The organism is Ruania halotolerans (genome assembly GCF_021049285.1).
GTDB classification, from domain to species: domain Bacteria; phylum Actinomycetota; class Actinomycetes; order Actinomycetales; family Beutenbergiaceae; genus Ruania; species Ruania halotolerans.
Genome location: NZ_CP088017.1, coordinates 1,062,501 through 1,083,537, shown reverse-complemented (window position 1 = coordinate 1,083,537; position 21,037 = coordinate 1,062,501). Strand labels below are relative to the sequence as shown.

Genomic DNA, 21,037 nt, shown 5'->3' with positions numbered 1-21,037 from the left:
GTCGCGCGGATACGTCTCTCAGTTGCCTACGTCTCTCAGTTGCCCTAGCTGTAAACAACTGTTTACACTGGTCACATGGTGGACCAGACGTCGAACGAGACTCCGCAGCCGGGCAGCACACCGGAGCGGATCCGTGCCGCTGCCGTGCGCCGGTTCGGCGTGGACGGCTTCGGCGTCGGGCTGCGCGAGATCGCCTCCGACGCCGGCGTCAGCGCCGCACTGGTGATCCGGCACTACGGCTCCAAGGACGGTCTGCGCCGCGCCTGCGACGAACATGTCCGCGCCGTGGTGCACGAGGCGAAGTCAGCCTCGGTGGCCGCCGGGGACACCCGTACCCTGCTCGAGCAGTTCGCCCACATGGAGCAGTACGCACCCATCCTCGGGTACATCCTCACCAGCCTCATCGACGGCGGCCCCCTAGCCCGCGACCTCGTCGAGCACATGATCTCCGATGCCGTCGAATACCTCGCCGAAGGGGAGCGCACCGGCATGATTCGCCCGAGCCGGGACCCGGAGGCGCGAGCTCGCTACCTCACCTACTCGGGCCTCGGTGCGATGCTGCTGCAGATCCAGCTCGGGCGCGAGCGCCAGGTGGATCCGGGCGCGATGATGCGCGAGTTCATGGCCTCCTCGATGCTCCCCACCCTCGAGGTCTACACGCACGGTCTGTTCACCGACAGCCGGGTGCTCGACGCCATCTCCGCCCAGCAGGGGCAACCCGCTGCACCGGTGCCCCACGACGTGGCCACCGATCCTCCTCAGGACGCCCGCCGCTGAGCACCACGCGGAGCGCATCCCGAACCACCCGGACAGGATCCGGATCCACTGCGCGACGGACCCTCCGTCGCCCCTTCAGAGGAGCCCTGATGACCGACGTCATCCACATCGAGAACCTGATCAAAGACTACGGCCGCACCCGCGCACTCGACGGCCTCGACCTGCGCGTCACCCCCGGTGAGGTACACGGCCTGCTCGGCCCGAACGGCGCCGGCAAGACCACCACCATCCGGATCCTGCTCGGCCTGCTGCGGCCCACCTCGGGCACCGCCCAGCTGTTCGGGCAGGACCCGGCTGGGGACGCCGTCGCGCTGCATCGCCGCCTGGCCTACGTGCCCGGTGACGTGGAGCTGTGGCCAACCCTCACCGGCGGGGAGGCGATCGACGTCTTCACCCGGCTTCGTGGCGGAGCCGATCCATCCCTGGTGGCCTCCCTCGCAGACCGGTTCGACCTCGATCTGCGCAAGAAGGGGCGCACCTACTCCAAGGGCAACCGGCAGAAAGTCGCCCTCGTGGCCGCCCTGGCCAGCGAGGTGGATCTGCTCATCCTCGACGAGCCGACTGCCGGGCTGGATCCGCTGATGGAGGCCGTCTTCCAGGAGTGCATCCGTGAGGCGAAGGAGAAGGGCGTCTCCGTGCTGCTCTCCAGCCACATCCTCGCCCAGGTGGAGGCACTCGCCGACCGCGTCTCGATCGTGCGCGCCGGGGCAACGATCGAGACGGGTACCTTGGCCGAACTGCGCCACCTGACGCGCACCACCGTCGCGGTGCGCACCGAAGCGACGGCGGACACCCTCGCCACCCGCCCCGGCGTCCACGATCTGCGCGTGGTCGACGGCGAAACGAGATTCGAAGTGGACGGTGAGCAGGTCGGGGCCGTGATGAACGAGCTGGCTCCGTTGGGCATCTCTTCGATCGTGGCGCACCCGCCCACGCTGGAGCAGCTCCTGTTGCGCCACTACGGCAGCGATGAGGACTCCCGCAGCACCATCACCACCGGCGCCGCGCCGGTCGCCGCGGGCACGGGCACGGGCAAGCACACCGGGAGCACTCGATGACCGCCGCCACCGTTGCCCCAGCGCGCGCCGAGGCCCCCAGCAGCGGCACGCTGACCGGAACCGGCACATTGCTACGGTTCATGCTCCGCCGGGACCGGATCCGCCTTCCCGCCTGGGTGCTCGGCATCGGCATCTTCGTGCCCTACTTCTTCACCGCCTTCCAGACCCTGTTCCCCACCGAGGCCGAGCTCGCCGGGCTCGCCGCGTTCACCGAAGGGCCGATGGTCGCCCTCCTTGGCGGCCCCGGCTACGGACTCGGGGACGATCTGAGTTACTTCACGTTCTTCACCGCGATCTACGTCATGTACTTCATGCTCGCTGCGGCACTGATGAACATCCTGCTCGTGTCCCGGCACACTCGCGTGGAGGAGCAGACCGGGCGGGCCGAGCTGGTCCGGGCGAACGTCGTGGGACGACACGCCCCGCTCACCGCCACTCTCATCATGGTGGTGATCAGCAACGTCCTGATCACCCTGGTGGTCTTCGGCGGTCTGCTCGCATTCGAGTCACCGTCGCAGTCCAGTGCGCTACTCGTGGCGCTCGGGATCGGCCTGTTCGGGCTGGTGTTCGCCGGGGTCACGTTCACTGCCGTGCAGATCAGCGAGTACTCCCGGGTTTCCAGTGGAATCGCGGGCGCCGTACTCGGTGGCGCCTACGTGCTCCGAGCGGCCGGGGACCTGAGCAGCGACCACGGCAACGCACTCTCCTGGCTCACCCCGTTCGCGTGGTCCCAGCAGACCCGGGCGTTCTCTGACGAGCGGTGGTGGCCCCTGCTGATCTCGGTGATCGTGGCCGCCGGGTTGATCGCGCTCGGCTACCGGCTCTCCACGCGCCGCGATCTCGGGGCGGGTCTGCGAGCCACGCGGCCAGGGCCCGCGAGCGCACCGGCGTGGTTGCGAACGCCATTCGCGCTCTCCTGGCGCCTGCTGTCCGGGAGTGTGCGCGGCTGGGCGATCGCCCTGATCGTGGGCGGGCTCGTCTATGGCACCACGGCGAGCCCATTGGTGGACTCGTTCGCGGATATGGGTGAGGAGATGGCGCAGATCATCGCCGGCGGAGCGGATCCGCTGCTGGGTTATCTCCGCACCCTCACGCTCATGCTGATCGTGACCGTGGCCATATTCGCACTGCTCGCGATCCTGAAGGTGCGCACGGAGGAGACCGACGGTCGCGCCGAGCCGGTCCTCGCCACTGCGACCAGCCGGTCCACCTGGCTCGCCGGATACGTGCTGGTCATTGCCCTCTCGGCGGTCGTACTGCTGGTGCTCGCTTGCGTAGCGACCGGGGTGACGGCGGCTCTTGCCACCGAGGACTGGACCCTGCTGGGTGATATGGCCGTGGCAGGTCTGGTGGGGGCGCCCGCGGTGCTCATGGTGATCGGCGTCGCCACCCTGCTGTACGGAGTCTCCCCGCGCCTGCTGCCGATCGCCTCGGCCTGGGTGGCCTTCTCCGGTCTGACGGCGTTCTTCGGAACGCTGCTGGACCTGCCGGAGGCGCTGCTCTGGGTGTCCCCGTGGCATCACACTCCGGGAGTGCCGGCCGAAGGCATCACCTGGGCACCGCTCCTGATCCAGCTGGTGATCGCCGCTGGACTGACCATGGCCGGACTGCTGGCGTTCCGCCGCCGGGACCTGACCACGACCTGAGGGCGCTGGCCGGAAACTCTCAGGTGGACCGGGATGCGACCGTGGCAGCTGCCGCCACGGTCGCATCCGGGGCGATCACCGCATCGATCAGTTCACCGACCCAGGTCAGCAGCGCCTGGTCCCGCAGCGGCGTGCCACCCACGCGGGACGTCGTCGGCCCGGGCACCAACACCGTGCGGACCGCGGGCTTGAGCACCGTGCCGGGGTAAAGCCGCTTGAGGCGGAGTTGAGCGGATTCAGCCAGCTCCACCGGGGCGAACCGGATGTACTTGCCTTGCGTGGTGATGTCGGCCAGGCCCGCCGCGCGGGCCTTCACCCGCAAACCAGCGACGGCGAACAGCCGCTCGACCGGTTCGGGAACCGGCCCGTACCGGTCCAGCAATTCCTCCCGCACGGCGTCCAGAGCGACGGCGTCCCCCGCCTGGGAGAGCTTGGTGTACGCCTCGAGTCGCAACCGTTCGTGAGCGATGTAGTCGTGTGGCACGTGCGCGTCGATCGGCAGCTCCACCTTGAGGTCGGCCAGCTCCTGCGGTTCCTCATCCTTGAATGCGGCGACAGCCTCGGAGACCATCCGCACGTAGAGGTCGAAACCCACTCCGGCGATGTGCCCGGACTGTTCACCCCCGAGCAGGTTGCCGGCCCCACGAATCTCCAGGTCCTTCATCGCCACCTGGATGCCCGCCCCAAGGTCGGTGTGTGCGGCGATCGTCTGCAGGCGTTCGTGGGCAGTCTCGGTCAGCGGCTTCTCCGGCGGATACAGGAAGTAGGCGTAGGCCCGTTCACGCCCACGGCCCACCCGGCCCCGCAGCTGGTGCAGTTGAGAGAGACCGAACAGGTCGGCGCGCTCGACGATGAGGGTGTTGGCGTTGGAGATGTCCAACCCGGTCTCCACGATCGTGGTGCACACGAGCACATCGAAGCGCCGCTCCCAGAAATCCACGATCACACGTTCGAGCTCGTGTTCGTTCATCTTCCCGTGGGCCACGGCGATGCGGGCATCCGGAACGAGTTCGCGGAGCTTGGCGGCGGTGCGGTCGATGGACTCCACCCGGTTGTGCACGTAGAAGACCTGGCCCTCACGAAGCAGCTCGCGGCGGATCGCAGCGGAGATCTGCTTCTGCGCGTAGGCACCCACATAGGTGAGGACCGGGTGCCGCTCCTCCGGCGGGGTGGCGAGGGTGGACATCTCCCGGATGCCTGTCACGGCCATCTCGAGAGTGCGTGGGATCGGGGTTGCTGACATGGCCAGCACGTCCACATTGGTGCGCAACTGTTTGAGCGTCTCCTTGTGCTCCACACCGAAACGCTGTTCCTCGTCGATCACCACGAGTCCGAGGTTCTTGAAGTGCACCTCCCCGGTGAGGATCCGGTGCGTACCGATCACCACATCCACCGCACCGGAGTGCACACCCTCACGAACGGCGGCGGCCTCCGCGCCGGTCTGGAACCGGGAGAGGGCCTTCACGGTGACGGGGAAGCCGGTGTAGCGCTCGGTGAAGGTATCCAGGTGCTGTTGCACGAGCAACGTCGTGGGCACCAGCACAGCCACCTGCTTGCCGTCCTGGACGGCTTTGAAGGCAGCCCGGACGGCGATCTCGGTCTTGCCGTAGCCCACATCACCGGAGATGAGCCGGTCCATCGGGACCGCCTTCTCCATATCTGCCTTGACCTCGTCGATGCTGGAGAGCTGATCGGGCGTCTCCACGAACGCGAAGGCGTCCTCCAGCTCACGTTGCCAGGGAGTGTCCGGGCCGAAGGCGTGCCCCTCGGTGGCCATCCGTGCCGAGTAGAGCCGGATCAACTCACCGGCGATCTCCTTGATGGCACGCCGGGCACGGCCCTTGGTCTTGGCCCAATCCGAGCCGCCCATCTTGTTCAGGCTCGGTGACTCGCCACCGGTGTACTTGGTGACCTGGTCGAGCGAGTCGGTGGGTACGAAGAGCCGGTCACCCGGTTGGTTCCGCTTCGAGGCCGCGTACTCGATCACCATGTACTCGCGGGTGACCGCCGACTTCCCGACGCCGACCGTGCGCTGGATCAACTCGACGAACCGGCCGACACCGTGCTGCTCATGCACCACGTAATCTCCCGGCCGTAGGGCCAGCGGATCGACGACGTTGCGCCGCTTCGACGGCAACGTGCGCATATCCCGGGTGGAAGAGCCTGCCCGGCCGGTGAGATCGGCCTCGGTGAAGACCGCGAGGCGGAGGTCCTCGGCGACGAACCCGCGCCCGATACTGGCGGTGGTCACGAGCACCACACCCGCCGGGGGAAGGTCCGGATCCTCTCCGGCCCGAGCCTCCGCGCCTGCAGGTTCGATCTCGGCGACGAGCCGCGCGGGAACCTCGGCTTCGAGGAGCTGTTCGACCATGCGCCGGGCCGGTCCCGCGCCCTCGGTCACCAGGATCAGGCGCCACCCCGCCCGGGTGAGGTCTTTCAGGTCGGCGACCGCGCGCGCCGTCTCCCCCCGGTACCCCTCGACGTCCCGTGTGTTCACACGGACGGCACGTCCGCCGTCGTGCTCCTCATCTTCGATGGGATCATCCGGCTCGGCGAACTCGGCCAACTCGGCATCGGTGGCAAAGCCGGAGACCCGCCACCACCCGAGACCGCGGCGTTGCGCGATCGCACGAGTGTCCTCGATGGTGGCGAAGCTGGCGCGGGAGAGATCGATCGGGGTGTCGGCGCCGGCGGCCGCGGAGGTCCATGCCGCGGCGAGGAACTCCTCGGTGGTGGCCACCAGATCGTGCGAGCGACGACGGATCCGCTCCGGGTCGAGCAGCATGAGCAGCGTGTCCGCAGGCACCAGGTCCAGGAATGGCACCATCTCGCCGGCCAGCACGGGCGCGAGGGACTCCATCCCGTCCACGGCGATGCCCTGGCTCAGCTTCTCCAGCATCTCCGCCGCACCGGGCAGCGTGGGGATCAGATCGGCAGCACGCTGGCGAACCTCATCGGTGAGCAGGATCTCGCGGGTGGGCGGCGCCCACATGCCATCCTCGCTCACCTCGAGAGAGCGCTGGTCAGCCGCGGAGAACCAGCGGATCTCCTCCACATCGTCGCCCCAGAACTCAATCCGTTGCGGATGCGCCTCGGTGGGGGCGAAGACGTCCAGCAGACCGCCCCGTACGGCGAACTCACCGCGCCGTTCCACCATGTCCACCCGGGTGTATGCCGCAGCGACGAGCCGGTCGATCACATCCTCCATGGGCGCCGTGTCGCCGGCGCGCAGTGCCACGGGCTGGAGATCTCCAAGGCCCGCCACCACTGGCTGAAGCATGGCGCGCACCGGGAGCACGAGAACCCGGATCGGAGTTCCTGATCCGGCGGCGGCGATATCACCGGCATCCGGATGAGCAAGGCGGCGCAGCACGGCAATCCGGCGAGCCACCGTATCGCTGCGCGGGGAGAGCCGCTCGTGCGGGAGCGTTTCCCACGCGGGGAATACGGCAATGCCGGCCGGATCCAGATACGCGCCGAGCGCGGCGGCGAGTTCGTCGGCCTCGCGGCCGGTGGCCACCACCACCGCGAGCGGCCGGTCCGCATGCATCGCGAGTTCGGCAACCAACGGGGCGCGGGCCCCTGCGGAGGCAGTGATCGACAGTGGCCCGCGGGCCGGGACGGCCTCGACCAGGGACCCGACGGCAGGGTCGGTACGAAACGCGGAAAGCACGCCGGTGAGAGTCATGGGTCCGTTCGTCCAGACGGCAGGAGGGCAGCACGAGCGGCCCATCTCCTCGCTCGGCGGGTCCACCGGCGGGGCTCTGGGTCGCTCGCACTACTGTACTCGTGGGCGGCGACAGTGCCGTGATGCGGGCACCGGGCGATCGAGTGACTTAGCGCCCGTTCTGACCGCCTGGCACGGCCTGACCGCCTGGCACGGCCTGACCGCCTGGCACGGCCTGACCGCCTGGCACCAACAGGCTGGTCCGGGCGAATGAGGCCACACCGATCGCGAAGAGTGCGGCGGCGAGAACCAGCACGGGCAACGGCACCAGCAACCCGATCGCTGGTTCGGCCCTGCGCATGAGGCCGGTCAGGAGGGTGAACTGTGCCGCGGGCACCTCCGTGCCATAGGCGAAGACGATCGTGTGCAATGTCATCTGACGTTGCACCCAGAGCGTGAACGCCACCGCCAGCAGGCCGAGCGCAATCACCCGACCCATCGGAATCCGATACCCCTCATCCCGGGCGCGCCGGGCGCCGTCGGCGAGGAAGGTGAGCAGCACAAGCAGTGGCACCACCACGAACGGCGGGGTGAGCCCGCCGTACGGTTCGACTCCCTGGGTGCCCGAGACCTGTGCGGCATCGAATCGGGCGATGATCGTGGGGAGGATGCCGGTGAAGAACCATGGGGAGAACACCAGCAGCAGCCACGGGCTGGCCGCGCCGGCGGGGCGCAGGTAACCGATCCCGATCGCAGCTGAGCCGCAGACCAGGGTCAGCACCGCGGCGTTACCGATATCAAGCATCGCGGTCCGCCCAAGGATCGCGGCGGCGTTCGTCCCGGCATCGCCGAAGGAGAGCGTACGAACCACCCAGGGCCAGGCGAGAATGAGCGCGCCGATCGCCACCACCCCAGCAATCAGCACGCCGACCACCCCCGCGGTGCCACTGGCGGGTCGCACGGCGTCCTGAGCAGCCAGCCGCAGCCGCCCGCGTCCGGCCAACAGCACGACCATGGCAACAATCCCGAGCAGGCTGATCGGCACGGTGAGCAGCACGCTCAGCAGAGCCGCCGTCGGGAAATCGAACATCGCGAATCCGAGCCGGTAGATGTCCGATCCCGGGGAGGCGATACCCATGATGTGACCGCTATCGGACTGTGCCGACCATGCGGCACCGGCGATGACGACTACCACGGCGACGCTGATCGTCACCCGCGCCGACCGGGAGGTCACGCCCAGGACGGCGCCGATCACCAACGCCGGCACCACCACCAGTGCGAGGTGCGGCCAGATCGAACCGAGGCCCGCCCGTTCCAGCACGGCGAAGCTATGCACGAGCGGAGCGAAGACCACGAGCGTGGCACCGAGTAGACCGAGTCCGAGCTGCGCGACCGCCCGACTGCCGCGCCGCAGAGCCGCACCGATGGCAAGGCCGATACCCACGCCGACGATCGCGAATACAGCACCCAGCGTCAACGTGGCCAGCAGGCCGGTGATGAACTCCGGGGGCACGTCGCGCGGGCCGGCCCCATCCGCGGTGTCCGCGGCGATCAGGATGGTCTGCACCGCGGGAAGGATCTGCTGGGTGACCAGCAGCAGCCCGGCAGGCAGCGCGAGCAGCAGTCCCCAGGTGGAGCCGGTGCCGCTCCGCGCAGGCGGAGCCGACGGCCCGCGCGGCGGCTGGGCAGGGTATTGCCAGCCTGGCGCGGATTGTCCCTGAGTTGTCCACTCCCCCTGGTTACTCATAGTCGAAGAGCGTAACCGCGTAGCTGCGGTCCGTACACGGTGTTCGACGGGGAGGATTCCCCGTCAACTGCGCGCGGCGTGCCAACGAGTCTGAGCTTTCATCAGGCCCTCAGTAATCAGATCGGTGACGGCGTCGGCGGCGTCCACGAGAGTGAGGGCAACCTCGTCCCGCTCAGCGGAGGCGAAGTCCCGCAACACATACTCGGCGGCGTCCATCCGGCCGGGCGGTCGGCCGACCCCCACCCGGAGCCGGAGGTAGTCGCGAGTGCCGATGGCCTGCGAGATGGACTTCAGGCCGTTATGCCCGCCCTCACCGCCACCCTGTTTGAGCCGCAATGTAGACAGCGGCAGATCCAGCTCGTCGTGGACGACGATCAACCGCTCGGGCGCGATCCCATAGAACTGCAGCAGCGCGGCCACGGGCTTACCGGACAGATTCATGTAACTCATCGGCTTCGCGAGAATCACCCGAGGGCCCGGCGCCCCGGACGGCGAAGTCCCGAGCCTGCCGTCCAAGACGGTGGCTCGGGACTTGTGCGTGCCGAAGCTGCCCGGGATATCCCGGGCGAGTGTGTCGAGCACCATCTGCCCGACGTTGTGCCGGTTGCCGGCATAGGTGGGCCCAGGGTTGCCCAGGCCCACCACCAGCCACAGATCGGCACTCATTGAGGCGTCGCTCAGGACTCCTCGGAGGAGGCGGAGTCGCTGGACTCGCCGCCACCGCTGGCCTCCGCACCCTCAGTCTCCTCGGACTCCTCGTCCTCAGTGGGCTCTGCGCGCGGGGTGTAGATGACGACCACCGGGGTCTCCGGGTCCGTCTCCAGTGTGCTGCCCTCGGGCAGCGTGAGCTCACCGGCGCGGATGATCTCGCCGTCCTCGAGGCCCTCGATGGACACCTCGATGTACTCGGGCAGGTGGGTGGCCTCTGCCTCCAGGCTCACCGACGCGAGTTCGAGCGTGTGGCTCGTCTGCGGGGCGGACTCACCCAGCACGTGCACGGACACGTCGACGACGACCTTCTCGCCCTTGCGGACGAGGATCAGGTCGATGTGCTCGAGGGTCCACTTCACCGGGTCGCGCTGGATGTCGCGCGCCAGGGCCAGTTCACTGGAGCCGTCGATGTCGAGGGTGAGCAACGCGTTCGGGTTGTCCTTGAGCACGAGCCACGTGTCGTGTGTGGGCAAGGCCAGGTGGACCGGGTCGGTGCCGTGCCCGTACAGGACTGCGGGTACCAATCCGTCGCGGCGGGTGCGGCGTGCCGCGCCCTTGCCGAACTCGGTGCGGGTGGTCGCCGTGAGGCGGTTTTCGTTGGTAGCCATGGGATTCTCTTCCGGACGGGGACGGTGGGCGGGCTCGGCACGACGAGCACGGGAGGACCCTCCGCGCGGAACTGATACCGCTAGGAATCCGCCGCGTCGATCACGGACGACATCGGGCACAGCCGAAGGTCATCCCTCGCCGAGGCAACCGGTGCATCCTACCTGGCCGGGCGGCCAGGTGACTACTTCATGCCGTGGCGAGGGCCGCCGTCGGGTGGATCAGTGGTTCAGGAGTTGCCGTCGAAGAGGCTGGTGACCGATCCGTCGTCGAAGACCTCGCGGATGGCGCGTGCCAGCAGCGGGGCAATGGAAAGCACAGTGAGCTGCTCGAACCGCTTGTCCGCGGAGATCGGCAGGGTATCGGTGATGACCACTTCACGGGCGCCGGATTCCGTGAGGCGGCGTACGGCCGGGTCGGAGAGCACTCCGTGAGTGGCTGCGACGATCACACTCCGGGCGCCCGCTCCCATCAGCACCTTGGTGGCCTCGGCGATCGTGCCGCCGGTGTCGATGAGGTCATCCACGAGCACGCAGTCGCGGCCCTCCACATCCCCCACCACACGGTTCGCGACAGCCTGGTTGGGGCGGGTGATGTCGCGCGTCTTGTGCACGAAGGCCAGGGGGACCCCGCCGAGCTTGGCCGCCCACTGCTCGGCCACGCGAATCCGGCCGGCATCCGGGGAGACGACGGCGGCGTTGCCCAGTTCCACGCGGGTGCGCACATAGTCGGTGAGGATCGGCATCGCCCACAGGTGGTCCACCGGGCCGTTGAAGAACCCCTGCGTCTGCGCAGCGTGCAGATCCACGCTCATCAGCCGGTCGGCGCCGGCCGTGGCGAACATATCGGCCATCAGGCGTGCGGAGATGGGTTCGCGGCCACGGTGCTTCTTGTCCTGCCGGGCATATCCGTAGAAGGGCATGACCGCCGTCACCTGCTGCACGGACGCGCGCTTGAGCGCGTCGGTCATCAGCAGCTGTTCCATGATCCACTCATTGATCGGAGCGGTGTGCGACTGCAGTACGAAGGCATCGGCGCCGCGCACGCTCTCGGCGAAGCGCACATAGATCTCACCGTTGGCGAAGTCATAGAGGGTGGTGGGAACCACCTCAATGCCGAGTTCGTCCGCGACCGCTTGGGCAAGCTCGGGGTGGGCGCGCCCGGAGACGAGTACGAGTCGCTTCTCGCCATGGCTCGTGATGCCGGTCATCGTCAAGGGGCTCCTCATCGGCGCTGCTGGTGGTGGGTGGGGTCAGGAAGCAGTCGGGTCGTCACCCGGGGCGCTCTCGCGCTGGCGACGCCTGGCCTCTGCCTGAGCCTGTGGAGAGAGGGGCTGTTCCGTGGCGCGTGTGGCTGCCTCGGCCGCAGCAGTGCCCGGACGGCGGCTGGTGGTCCAGCCTTCAATGTTGCGCTGGTTACCGGTCGTCACGCCGAGGGCCCCGGCCGGTACGTCCCGCCTGACGACGGTGCCTGCCCCTGTGTAGGCACCGTCACCGACGCGCACGGGTGCCACGAACATGTTGTCCGCGCCGGTGCGAGCGTGCGAGCCGATCACCGTGCGGTGCTTGTTCACACCGTCGTAGTTCACGGTGACGCTCGCGGCACCGATGTTCGTCTCCTCGCCGATGGTGGCGTCGCCGATGTAGGACAGATGCGGGACTTTGCTCCCGGCGCCGATCTCGGAGTTCTTCACTTCGACGAAGGCGCCGAGCTTGCCGCGTTCGCCGAGGTCGAGGCCCGGCCGCAGGTAGGTGAACGGACCGACTGTGGCGCCCTTGCCGATTCGTGAACCGGAGCCATGGGTGCGGATGACGGTGGCGTTCTCGCCGATCTCGACGTCGGTGAGGGTGGTGTCCGGGCCGATCGTGGCACCGGTGGCCACGGTGGTAGCACCGTGCAACTGAGTACCGGGCAGAATCGTGACGTCCGGGGAGAGCTGCACATCGCCGTCGATCCAAGTGGTCGACGGATCCACCACGGTCACTCCGGCACGCATCCACTCGGTGACGATCCGCCGGTTCAGTTCCGCGCCGAGGGTGGCGAGCTGCACGCGGTCATTGACACCCTCCACGAGCATCGGGTCTTCCGTGACCACGGCCCGCACTGCTTGGCCGTCAGCGCGCACCAATGCGATCACATCAGTGAGATACACCTCGCCCTGGTCATTCTCCCGATCTACGCGCGCAAGTGCGGAGCGCAGCGCCTCGGAGTCCATCACGTACACGCCGGAGTTCATCTCCTTGATCGCGAGCTCATCGGGCGAAGCGTCCCGGTGCTCGACGATCTTGGCGACCTGGCCGTCAGCATCACGCACTACCCTGCCGTAACCAGTGGGGTCCTCGAGGATCGTGGTCAACACGGTGATGGCGTTCTGGTCAACACTGTGGGACTCCACGAGCGCAGCCAGGGTGCCGGCGTCGAGCAGCGGCACATCCCCGGCGAGGATCACGATGGGCCCCGAGAGCCCGGCGTCGATCGGCTGCAGAGGTGAGCGCTCGTCCCGTTCAGCCAGGGCGGAGGACTGGACGGCATCATCGAGCGCGGCGAGGCCACACTCGACGGCGCGACCGGTGCCAGGGACGGCGTCTTGGTCGGCGATGATCGCCTTCGGTTCGAGCTCGACGGCGTGCGCTGCCACGGCGTCCCGCTCGTGGCGTACCACCACCGCGATCCGCTCGGGATCGACGCCTCGGGCCGAGTGGAGCACATGGCCAAGCAGCGAGCGCCCGGCAATGCGGTGGAGGACCTTGGGCGTCGCGGACTTCATCCGGGTGCCCTGGCCTGCGGCGAGAACGATCACGGCAGCGGGGGGCGTCAGACTCACACAGGCCACTGTAACGGCTGAAGGTGGCCACTTCGCTCGCGGTCGCGCCGCAAGAATAGTCAGTGAATGCGCGGCCCGGTGGGTGGGCCGGTGCGTGGCCCGATAACTGGGCCACTGTGTGGGCCAGCGCGCAGTTCCTACGATCCGACGTGCCTCGCCGTCCGACCTGCCACGTACTCGGCGCCTGCATTCCCGGTTCTTCACACGCGTCCACGCGGTTGCGTAGCTGAAGTGCTCGCCCCGGTCCGAACCTAGCCACCGCAACGTGGCGTGGATCTGGCATGTCACCCGGCCGTGGCTGGGTGAGGCGCCTCGCCCAACATGGCGTGGATCTGGGACCCTCACCCACCGCGACGCAGAGTGACCTGCGAGATCGGACCGCGACCGTCTATAGGCTGCTGACCTGGGTAAACGGGGCAATGTCGGTGGGCGCTGGGATGATCTGGGTATGACTTCGACAGCCAGCGGTTCGGTGTTCTCGGCTTCGGCCGGGAGTGCGGTGTTGGCTGCTGTGCGGCAGAACCGGATGGCGGCCCGGGCGGTGGATGTCGAGTGTGCTGAGTTGGTTGTGGAGTGGGTGCGTGAGCACGCCATTGCTGCCGATGACCTCAACTCTGCTGACCACAACCGTGCTGACCACAACCGTGCTGACGACAACCGTGCTGACGACAACCGTGCTGGTTTCGGCGCTGCAGGCTACGACGGCGCTGCTGGCCACGACGGCGGAGCTGGCGCGACAGGGGTGTTCGATCCGGAGGAGGAGCCGGGGCTTCCGGAGGCTGGTTTGCCTGGCACGGCGGTGCCGATGCGGCTGGCCGGTCCGGGTGCCCCTCTGGTTTCTGATCTGGGGTTCACCGGGTTAGCGGCCGCGCTCGGGCAATCCAACGAAGCCGCGTTGTACTACGTGGGTTCGGTTGTGGAGTTGGCGTACCGGTTGCCGGTGTTGTGGGGCCGGGTGCGGGCCGGGCAGATCAGTCTCCACCGCGCCCGGGCAGTGGCCCGGTTGACGAAGAAGCTCCCCGCACCCGGTGCTGGGTGGGTCGATGCTCAGGTGGCCTGGACCATCGGCACCTGCAGCACCAGTCAGATTGAACGCACCGTGGCCGCTGCGATGGAGTCTTTCGACCCCGCACAGGCAGAAGCCGATCGCCTGGCAGCGTTGGAGGGGCGCCGGTTCGATATCCACCTCGACGAGGTCGCCACTCCGGGTGTGGCGGGCTCGGGGGCGATCGTGCACGTTGATGGGGCCCTGGACATCGCTGATGCCCTCGACCTCGACGCAGCGGTCCGAGATCGCGCCCGGGCCCTCGCCGGGATCTTCCCTGAGACCAGTGAGAATGTGCGCCGCTCCCTCGCTGTGGGTGACCTCGCCCGCGGACAAGGCACCCTCCCCCTGACAACCACCGGCACCGACACCAGCCCCACCCCGCCAGTGCCGGGCGGGGGCACTGGTCGCACGGTGATGCTCTACCTCCACCTGCCCGCCGACGCCCTCAACCCCGGCAATGCTGAGAGGCGAGATTACGCCGCGGGCAGTGTGTTCAGCACCGGGACCATCGGACGGTGTGAGAACACCAAATCCCCAGTCACCACCGAGCAGGTCCGCACCTGGTGCCAAACGGCCGGGCGGGTGATCGTGCGACCAGTGATCGATCTGAACGCCCACTACAGCGCCAGCACCTATGAAGCCAACCCACGACTACGCGAACAGATCACCCTGCGCGATAGTCACTGCCGCTTCCCGTACTGCCAGCGCACCGCCCGCGCAGCTGATCAGGACCACACCATCCCCTACGACCAGGGTGGGCGCACCAGTACCGCCAATCTGACCGCGCTATGCCGCCGTCACCATCGAGCGAAAACCCATGCGGGCTGGTCCTACCTGATGATCACCCCCGGCACCTACCTCTGGACAGACCCCGACCACGTTCAGTACTTGGTCACCACCACCGGCACCCACCTGATCCCCCGACCAGGCCGCGCGAAGGACTCCTCTGAGGGAAAGACAGATCGACCGCCCGGCCAGCGCCCGGGCAGCCCATTCGGCGTGCTCGACCCGCACGTGGCCAGAGTGCGCGAACGCGCCGTCACCGCCATGAAACGCACCGCCGCAGCAACGCCACCGCCCCGATCCCGCACAAGCTCACACCATCAGGGCGACCCGAGCAGCGCTGCCAGCCCGCCACCAGAAGCAAACCCTGCACCAAACGCCAACCCACCACCCTTCTGACCACCCCGCCCCGCACCCCGCCGACACCCACCCGTCGACGGGGCCCTCGGCACGTTCGAGGCCCATCTGGACCTTCAGCCACACCGTCGCCACGAAAGTCCACCCGCGACCCAATCGCGCAGGGGCAGTGGAGACTGATCGTGCAGCACGCCACCGACGATGTTCCGGCGTCCCCGCCCGCCACGGCAGCGTCGCCATCATGGTCGCCTCTCGACACCGTGACCTGGCCGCCCTGTCGGCACCGGACAACTGACGGCCGCAGCGGCGGACGGCCGACTCCACGGCCCTCGAAATGGGCTCCGCCCCCAGGATTCGAACCCGGACCACACGGCACCAAAGGCCGGCGTGCTGCCATTACACCAGGGCGGACCGCCCGCGCACGCCGGTGCGCGGACTGCATGTGAGCATACCGGCGACCCGGGATCTCCTCACACACGGCATGATGGACAGGTGAGCGACTCCACCCGACGCCCGGCTCGTCCAAGGATGACGGGTCACCAGCGCCGTGAACAGCTGCTCGAGGTCTCCCGTGCGTTGTTTGCCGAGAAGGGGTTCGATGGCACCAGCGTGGAAGAGATCGCCATCCGCGCCGAAGTGTCCAAGCCGGTCGTGTACGAGCATTTCGGCGGCAAGGAGGGTGTCTACGCCGTGGTCGTGGACCGCGAGGTGGCGTTCCTGCTCGCCGCACTCACCGACTCCCTCAAGGAGGGTGGGCACCCTCGGGTCACCGTCGAACGAACCGCATTGGCCCTGCTCGACTACATCGAGACTCACACGGACGGGTTCCGCATTCTCGTCCGCGACTCCCCCGTGGCTCAGGCGACCGGCACCTTCTCCTCACTCATCGGCGACGTCGCGACCCAGGTCGAGGAGGTCCTCACCCCGCAGTTCGCACGTCAGGGATTCGATCCAGCCACTGCGCCGATGTACGCCCAGATGCTCGTCGGGATGATTGCGCTCACCGGTCAATGGTGGCTGGAGACCCGCTCCCCCGAGAAACACGAGGTGGCCGCCCACTTGGTGAACCTGGCTTGGAACGGCCTCCATGCTCTGGAACATGACCCACGGCTCACCCGCGCCGCCGTGCGCACCCACGCTCGGGAACGTCGCGCGCAACCTGGCTCCTGAAGGCCAAGACGGCAGATCTCTCGATATCGAGTAATCTCGGCTCCATGCCCGCGGTGGATGAAGTCGACCGAATCGTCGAGGCCTGGGCCCGCGAACGTCCCGACCTCGACGTGGCTCCGCTGCGCATCTTTTCGCGCATCTCACGACTCTCCCGGCTCCTCGACCTGGCCCGACGGGCGGCGTTCAGCCGGCACGGCCTCGAAGTCTGGGAATTCGACGTGCTTTCAGCCCTGCGACGATCCGGACCGCCGTACGAACTGACTCCCGGAAACTTGATCGCACAGACGCTGGTCTCCTCCGGAACGATGACGAACCGGATCGACCGTCTGGTGATGCACGAACTCGTCCGGCGCACTGCGGACGAGGTGGACCGCCGCGTTGTGCGCGTGCGGCTCACCGAACGTGGGCGCGATGTGGTGGATGCTGCGATGGAAGATCTGCTCCGCCGCGAAGCCGAACTTCTCGACGCCCTCGATGCTGGTGAGGATGAGCACCTGGCTCGAACACTGCGTGAACTGCTCACGCGAGTCGAGATCTGAGACGTTCCCCCGCACCTCCACGTTCCGGCAGTACCTCGCGCCGGATCAACGCGCCAACAACGCCGCCAGCTCCGTCGGCTTGGTCACCATCGGCCAATGCCCAGAGGCGATCTCCACAGCGTCCAGGTGACGGACCCGCGCCAGCTCGGGAATATCCCCCGCCTCGATCCAGCCACGGAACTCCTCTGGGGAGAACTCCGGGCAGACCTCGGTCACGGGCACGTCGAACCGGCGCTCGTCCGTGAGCGAGACCTCGCCCTGGGCCACCGCACCGGGAACCGCCACGGCGATCTGCGCGATGCGTGCCCTGGCCGCGTCGTCGAGATCGGCGGCGTCGGGCCCTTCGAACGGCTGCCACCCTGGAAACGGCATCACCCCATCAGCGAGCGGGAAGAAGTCCGCGTAGGCCGAGCCGTGCGTTGCCGGGAACCCACCGATCAGGACCACCCGCGCCACGTGCTCGGGGCGTCGGTCCGCGGCGATCCACGCCAGTGACGCAGCCGCCGAGTGCCCCACCACCACAGGGTCAAGCGCGGCGTCCACAGCGTCAAGCACAGCCGCCACCTGATCGTCCAGGCTGACCGTCGCGACCCCGTCGTCCACCCCCGGCAGAATCGGGGTGATCGGCTCGTGTCCGAGCACTCGCAGCTCAGCAGCGGTCTCGTCCCAGATCGCGCGCGGGAGCCATAGCCCTGGCAGGAGAATGATGTTCATTGTGTGCTCCTTCTCTCGTTGTGATGACCGTAGACCGTCGCTCTGACACCCGCCCGACGCCGGTAGGCTGGTGAGCGATATGGCGCACCTCCTCGGGGCTGAAGCCCTGCACCTCGACTTCCCCACCAAGACCGTCTTCGACTCCGTCTCCCTCGGTATCAACGAAGGCGACCGCATCGGCATCGTCGGCCGCAATGGCGACGGCAAGTCCTCCCTCATGGCAATGCTCGCCGGCCGTCTCCAACCCGACTCCGGGCGGGTCACGGTTCGTGGCGGCGTCACCATCGGCGTGCTTGACCAGGCCGACACCCTCGATCACGACGACATTGTCAGCCATGCCGTCGTCGGGGACGGTCCCGACCATGAGTGGGCGCGTGACGCGAAAGTGCGCGACGTCGTCCACGGGCTCCTCTCGGACGTCCCCTGGGAGGGGCGCCTGGGCACACTCTCCGGTGGGCAGCGCCGTCGGGTCGCGCTGGCACGACTACTCGCCGGCGACCACGACGTTCTCGCACTCGATGAGCCCACCAACCACCTCGACGTCGAGGCGATCACCTGGCTGGCCGAGCATCTGAAGCGCCGCTGGGCCGCCACCTCCGGGGGCCTGATGGTGGTCACGCACGACCGTTGGTTCCTGGACGAGGTGTGCACCCTCACCTGGGAGGTGCACGACCGGATCGTCGAACCCTTCGAAGGTGGGTACGCCGCCTACATCCTGCAGCGGGTCGAGCGGGACCGGCAGGCTGCCACGATCGAGGCGAAGCGGCAGAACCTGGCACGCAAGGAACTCGCCTGGCTGCGCCGCGGCGCCCCCGCACGCACCGCGAAGCCAAAATTCCGGATCGAGGCCGCGAACGCGCTCATCGAAGACGTCCCCGAGATCCGCGACGCCACCACCCTGCAGTCGCTCGCGGTCTCTCGCCTGGGCAAGGACGTGGTGGACATCCTCGACGTGGGCGTCAGCTACGGCGACCACGAAGTCCTCGCCGATGTGCTGTGGCGGATCGCCCCGGGCGAGCGCACCGGGATCCTCGGCGTCAACGGTGCCGGCAAGTCCACGCTGCTCGGGCTCATCTCCGGCACCATCACGCCCAGCAGCGGTCGGGTCAAGCGTGGCAAGACGGTCAAGGTGGCCACGCTCAGCCAGCGGATGGACGAGCTCGACGAGCACATGAATAGCCCGGTACGGACCGTCATCGCCGGACTGCGCAGCAGCTACACCATCGGCTCCGGTTCGAAGGCCACCGACCTCACGCCCGGCCAGCTCCTGGAGCAGATGGGCTTCTCCAACGCGCAGCTGTCCACCCCGGTCAAGGACCTCTCCGGTGGGCAGCAGCGCCGGCTGCAGTTGCTGCTGATCCTGCTCGACCAACCGAACGTGCTGATCCTGGACGAGCCGACGAACGACCTCGATACCGATGTCCTCGCCGCGATGGAGGATCTGCTCGACTCCTGGGCAGGCACCCTGATCGTGGTCTCCCACGACCGGTACTTCCTGGAGCGCGTGACCGACCAGCAGTACGGCATCCTGGACCGGCGGCTACGGCACCTGCCCGGCGGGGTGGACGAGTACCTGCGGCTGCGCCGAGAGCAGACCCGCACCGGCGGTCCCGGACGGATCACCAGCGGCGGAGGCCAGGGCTCGGACAACTCCGGTGCGTCGGGCCAGGACGCGAGCAGTCTGTCCGGCGCCGAGCTCCGGGCAGCACAGAAGAAGCTCGTCTCGATCGAGCGCAGGCTCGGCAAAGTTGACAAAGAGATCGGCCGACGGCGCACGGCCATGGCCGACCACGACCAGGCGGACTATGTAGGACTTGCCAAGGAGATGGAGGGCATCCGCGCGCTGGAAAGCGAGCAGGCTTCTCTCGAGGAGGAGTGGCTCGAGCTGAGCGAGAACCTCGCCTGAGCGAGAGCTCATCCGGATCCAGGTGAGCCGCGCGCCGTCCCGATAGCCTGGGCCGGATGACGAGTTCACACCACTGGCACGAGTACGAGGTCGGCCTGGTCGGCGATGTTGCACGTGACGTCAACCGCACACTCTCACCACTCGCACTGGGCCTGCTGGCCGCGTTCGCCCTGGTCCTCGCCGCGGGCCTAGCCGAAGAGGAAGGGCTCGTCTTTGACCTTGCCTACGACCTCGGCATGGGTGGGCAGGCAAGCAGTGCGCTCGCGGACGCGGTTGGCTTCGTGGCAAGAATGAGCCTGGGAGTGCTCCTCGTCCTCGGCTACCTGGTCGGGTTCTGCATCTGTCTCTCGTTGAGCCTGCGGGATCTCGCCACCTCACGTGCCCTCGTCCGCGCCGCCCGCGGCGGGGCACCTCGCGACGCGGTCCCGAACCCGATGCAGGTCGAGAGTGTCGTGAACGACAGTGTCGGTGCGCTCCGGGCGTTCCTCTACCTGACAGTGGCGGTGGCAGGGCTGGTCGCGCTGACCCTCGGCGGCTACGCCCTCGTTGAAGGGTGGGGCGAGGGCATGTTGGTCGCACTGGTGTGCGCTCTGTGCACCATCACCGTGATCGGCGTCCTCCGCCACATCTCCCGTGTAGTGGTGCCAGACCACCAGCGACGTCGGCGCGAGATCGCTGCGCACTGGACAACCGCGGACGAGGAAGCGGCATGGGCGCGGGCCAATGGCGTCGCCGGACCGCATCACAGCAGGAAGAACTCATCCACGGGGCGGGACGTGCGGGTGCGAATCGGCTCGGTGATTACCGTCGTGGCAGGAATCGGGACAGGTGCCGCGTATCTCCTGCTCAATGGGCTGATCATCATCACGCACCCGCATGCTCAGCGCTGGTCCGGTGGCGATGCCGGCCCGCGCGTGCAACTCGATCCGGCAGCGGAACGATTGGTGGACATCGGGACCTGGACGTTCGGCGCATTGATCGTGGCTGTGCTCATCGCCGCCGCGATCGGGAACGTCGTGGAGGGCGCCGGGCACGCTGCGGAGCGGCGGGCACTGCACGCGGCCCTGGACGATCCTCAAGCGGACCGGCCGGCCGCCGCGATCCTCGCCGAATACGCCGAGCGGCGGTCAGTACGCCTCGCACAGGTGCTCTCCGCCCTCGCGGGCATCGGTCTTGCGCTGGGTCCGGCAGCCGCGATCCTCTCGACGTTCGAGGTGGACAGCTTCACCGGGGCGACGGCGTTGTTCGGGAACCTGAGGACGCCGGCACTACTGATCACCGGAGGATCGGTGGTGATGGTCTTTGTGGCCTTCTGGTGGAACTCGACGTCGAACCGACGGGGACGGGCGCTCCGGAACCGGATCATGGCTCGCTGGCCCGTCCTTCCGCGCCAGAGTAAAGACTCCGAGGGGCGCGTTCACCCAGCTCGTCGAGGCCCTGCGCTCTCGGCTGGCCGAGGGGCCGGTGAACCAGCACCCTGATCG

The 21,037-nt window shown here is 68.0% G+C and carries 15 protein-coding genes and 1 tRNA gene; 8 read left to right on the top strand and 8 right to left on the bottom strand.

Annotation, left to right across the window (positions count from 1 at the left end):
- Window positions 1-75: 75 nt before the first annotated feature.
- From LQF10_RS04690 to LQF10_RS04680, 3 genes are all read left to right on the top strand, one after another.
- Entirely contained in the window at window positions 76-777 is a 702-nt protein-coding gene (locus tag LQF10_RS04690) for a TetR/AcrR family transcriptional regulator (RefSeq protein ID WP_231066335.1), read from the top strand.
- A gap of 89 nt (window positions 778-866) precedes the next feature.
- Window positions 867-1,835, top strand: a complete 969-nt coding sequence (locus tag LQF10_RS04685; protein ID WP_231066334.1) for an ABC transporter ATP-binding protein — start codon at window positions 867-869, stop codon at window positions 1,833-1,835.
- Entirely contained in the window at window positions 1,832-3,481 is a 1,650-nt protein-coding gene (locus LQF10_RS04680; RefSeq protein WP_231066333.1) for an ABC transporter permease, read from the top strand. The genes LQF10_RS04685 and LQF10_RS04680 overlap by 4 nt, the downstream gene beginning before the upstream one ends.
- Window positions 3,482-3,500: 19 nt before the next feature.
- Here LQF10_RS04680 and mfd read toward each other — a convergent pair whose 3' ends face one another.
- The 6 genes from mfd to glmU form a co-directional block, all read right to left on the bottom strand.
- The gene (gene mfd / locus LQF10_RS04675; protein ID WP_231066332.1) at window positions 3,501-7,169 is read right to left on the bottom strand and encodes a transcription-repair coupling factor; all 3,669 of its coding nucleotides are present in this window, start codon (window positions 7,167-7,169) and stop codon (window positions 3,501-3,503) included.
- A 148-nt stretch (window positions 7,170-7,317) separates the two neighbouring features.
- Window positions 7,318-8,895, bottom strand: a complete 1,578-nt coding sequence (locus tag LQF10_RS04670) for a hypothetical protein (RefSeq protein WP_231066331.1) — start codon at window positions 8,893-8,895, stop codon at window positions 7,318-7,320.
- Window positions 8,896-8,958: 63 nt separating this feature from the next.
- A complete protein-coding gene (gene pth, locus LQF10_RS04665; RefSeq protein ID WP_231066330.1) occupies window positions 8,959-9,561 on the bottom strand; it encodes an aminoacyl-tRNA hydrolase in 603 nt (200 codons plus the stop codon).
- 11 nt (window positions 9,562-9,572) lie between these two features.
- The gene (locus tag LQF10_RS04660) at window positions 9,573-10,214 is read right to left on the bottom strand and encodes a 50S ribosomal protein L25/general stress protein Ctc (protein ID WP_231066329.1); all 642 of its coding nucleotides are present in this window, start codon (window positions 10,212-10,214) and stop codon (window positions 9,573-9,575) included.
- A 227-nt stretch (window positions 10,215-10,441) separates the two neighbouring features.
- Complete coding sequence (locus LQF10_RS04655) at window positions 10,442-11,422, bottom strand: ribose-phosphate diphosphokinase (RefSeq protein WP_231066328.1); 981 nt, start codon at window positions 11,420-11,422, stop codon at window positions 10,442-10,444.
- Between the two features lie 42 nt (window positions 11,423-11,464).
- Window positions 11,465-13,036, bottom strand: a complete 1,572-nt coding sequence (glmU, locus tag LQF10_RS04650; protein WP_290371135.1) for a bifunctional UDP-N-acetylglucosamine diphosphorylase/glucosamine-1-phosphate N-acetyltransferase GlmU — start codon at window positions 13,034-13,036, stop codon at window positions 11,465-11,467.
- A 448-nt stretch (window positions 13,037-13,484) separates the two neighbouring features.
- Here glmU and LQF10_RS04645 point away from each other — a divergent pair, with 448 nt between their 5' ends.
- A complete protein-coding gene (locus LQF10_RS04645) occupies window positions 13,485-15,266 on the top strand; it encodes an HNH endonuclease (protein WP_231066327.1) in 1,782 nt (593 codons plus the stop codon).
- Window positions 15,267-15,563: 297 nt separating this feature from the next.
- Here LQF10_RS04645 and LQF10_RS04640 read toward each other — a convergent pair.
- A tRNA-Gln gene (locus tag LQF10_RS04640) sits at window positions 15,564-15,635 on the bottom strand.
- A gap of 117 nt (window positions 15,636-15,752) precedes the next feature.
- Between LQF10_RS04640 and LQF10_RS04635 the strand changes: the two genes are divergently transcribed.
- Window positions 15,753-16,394 (top strand): TetR/AcrR family transcriptional regulator, encoded by a 642-nt coding sequence (locus LQF10_RS04635; protein ID WP_231067243.1) that lies wholly within the window; start codon window positions 15,753-15,755, stop codon window positions 16,392-16,394.
- Between the two features lie 44 nt (window positions 16,395-16,438).
- Window positions 16,439-16,933, top strand: coding sequence for a MarR family winged helix-turn-helix transcriptional regulator (locus LQF10_RS04630; protein WP_231066326.1), 495 nt, complete (start codon window positions 16,439-16,441; stop codon window positions 16,931-16,933).
- 45 nt (window positions 16,934-16,978) lie between these two features.
- On the opposite strand, the gene LQF10_RS04625 is transcribed toward LQF10_RS04630, so the two are convergent.
- Window positions 16,979-17,647 (bottom strand): alpha/beta fold hydrolase, encoded by a 669-nt coding sequence (locus LQF10_RS04625; RefSeq protein ID WP_231066325.1) that lies wholly within the window; start codon window positions 17,645-17,647, stop codon window positions 16,979-16,981.
- Between the two features lie 79 nt (window positions 17,648-17,726).
- Between LQF10_RS04625 and LQF10_RS04620 the strand changes: the two genes are divergently transcribed.
- On the top strand, window positions 17,727-19,553 hold the full coding sequence (locus LQF10_RS04620) for an ABC-F family ATP-binding cassette domain-containing protein (RefSeq protein WP_231066324.1): 1,827 nt from the start codon (window positions 17,727-17,729) through the stop codon (window positions 19,551-19,553).
- 56 nt (window positions 19,554-19,609) lie between these two features.
- Window positions 19,610-21,034, top strand: coding sequence for a hypothetical protein (locus LQF10_RS04615; protein WP_231066323.1), 1,425 nt, complete (start codon window positions 19,610-19,612; stop codon window positions 21,032-21,034).
- Window positions 21,035-21,037 lie beyond the last annotated feature (3 nt).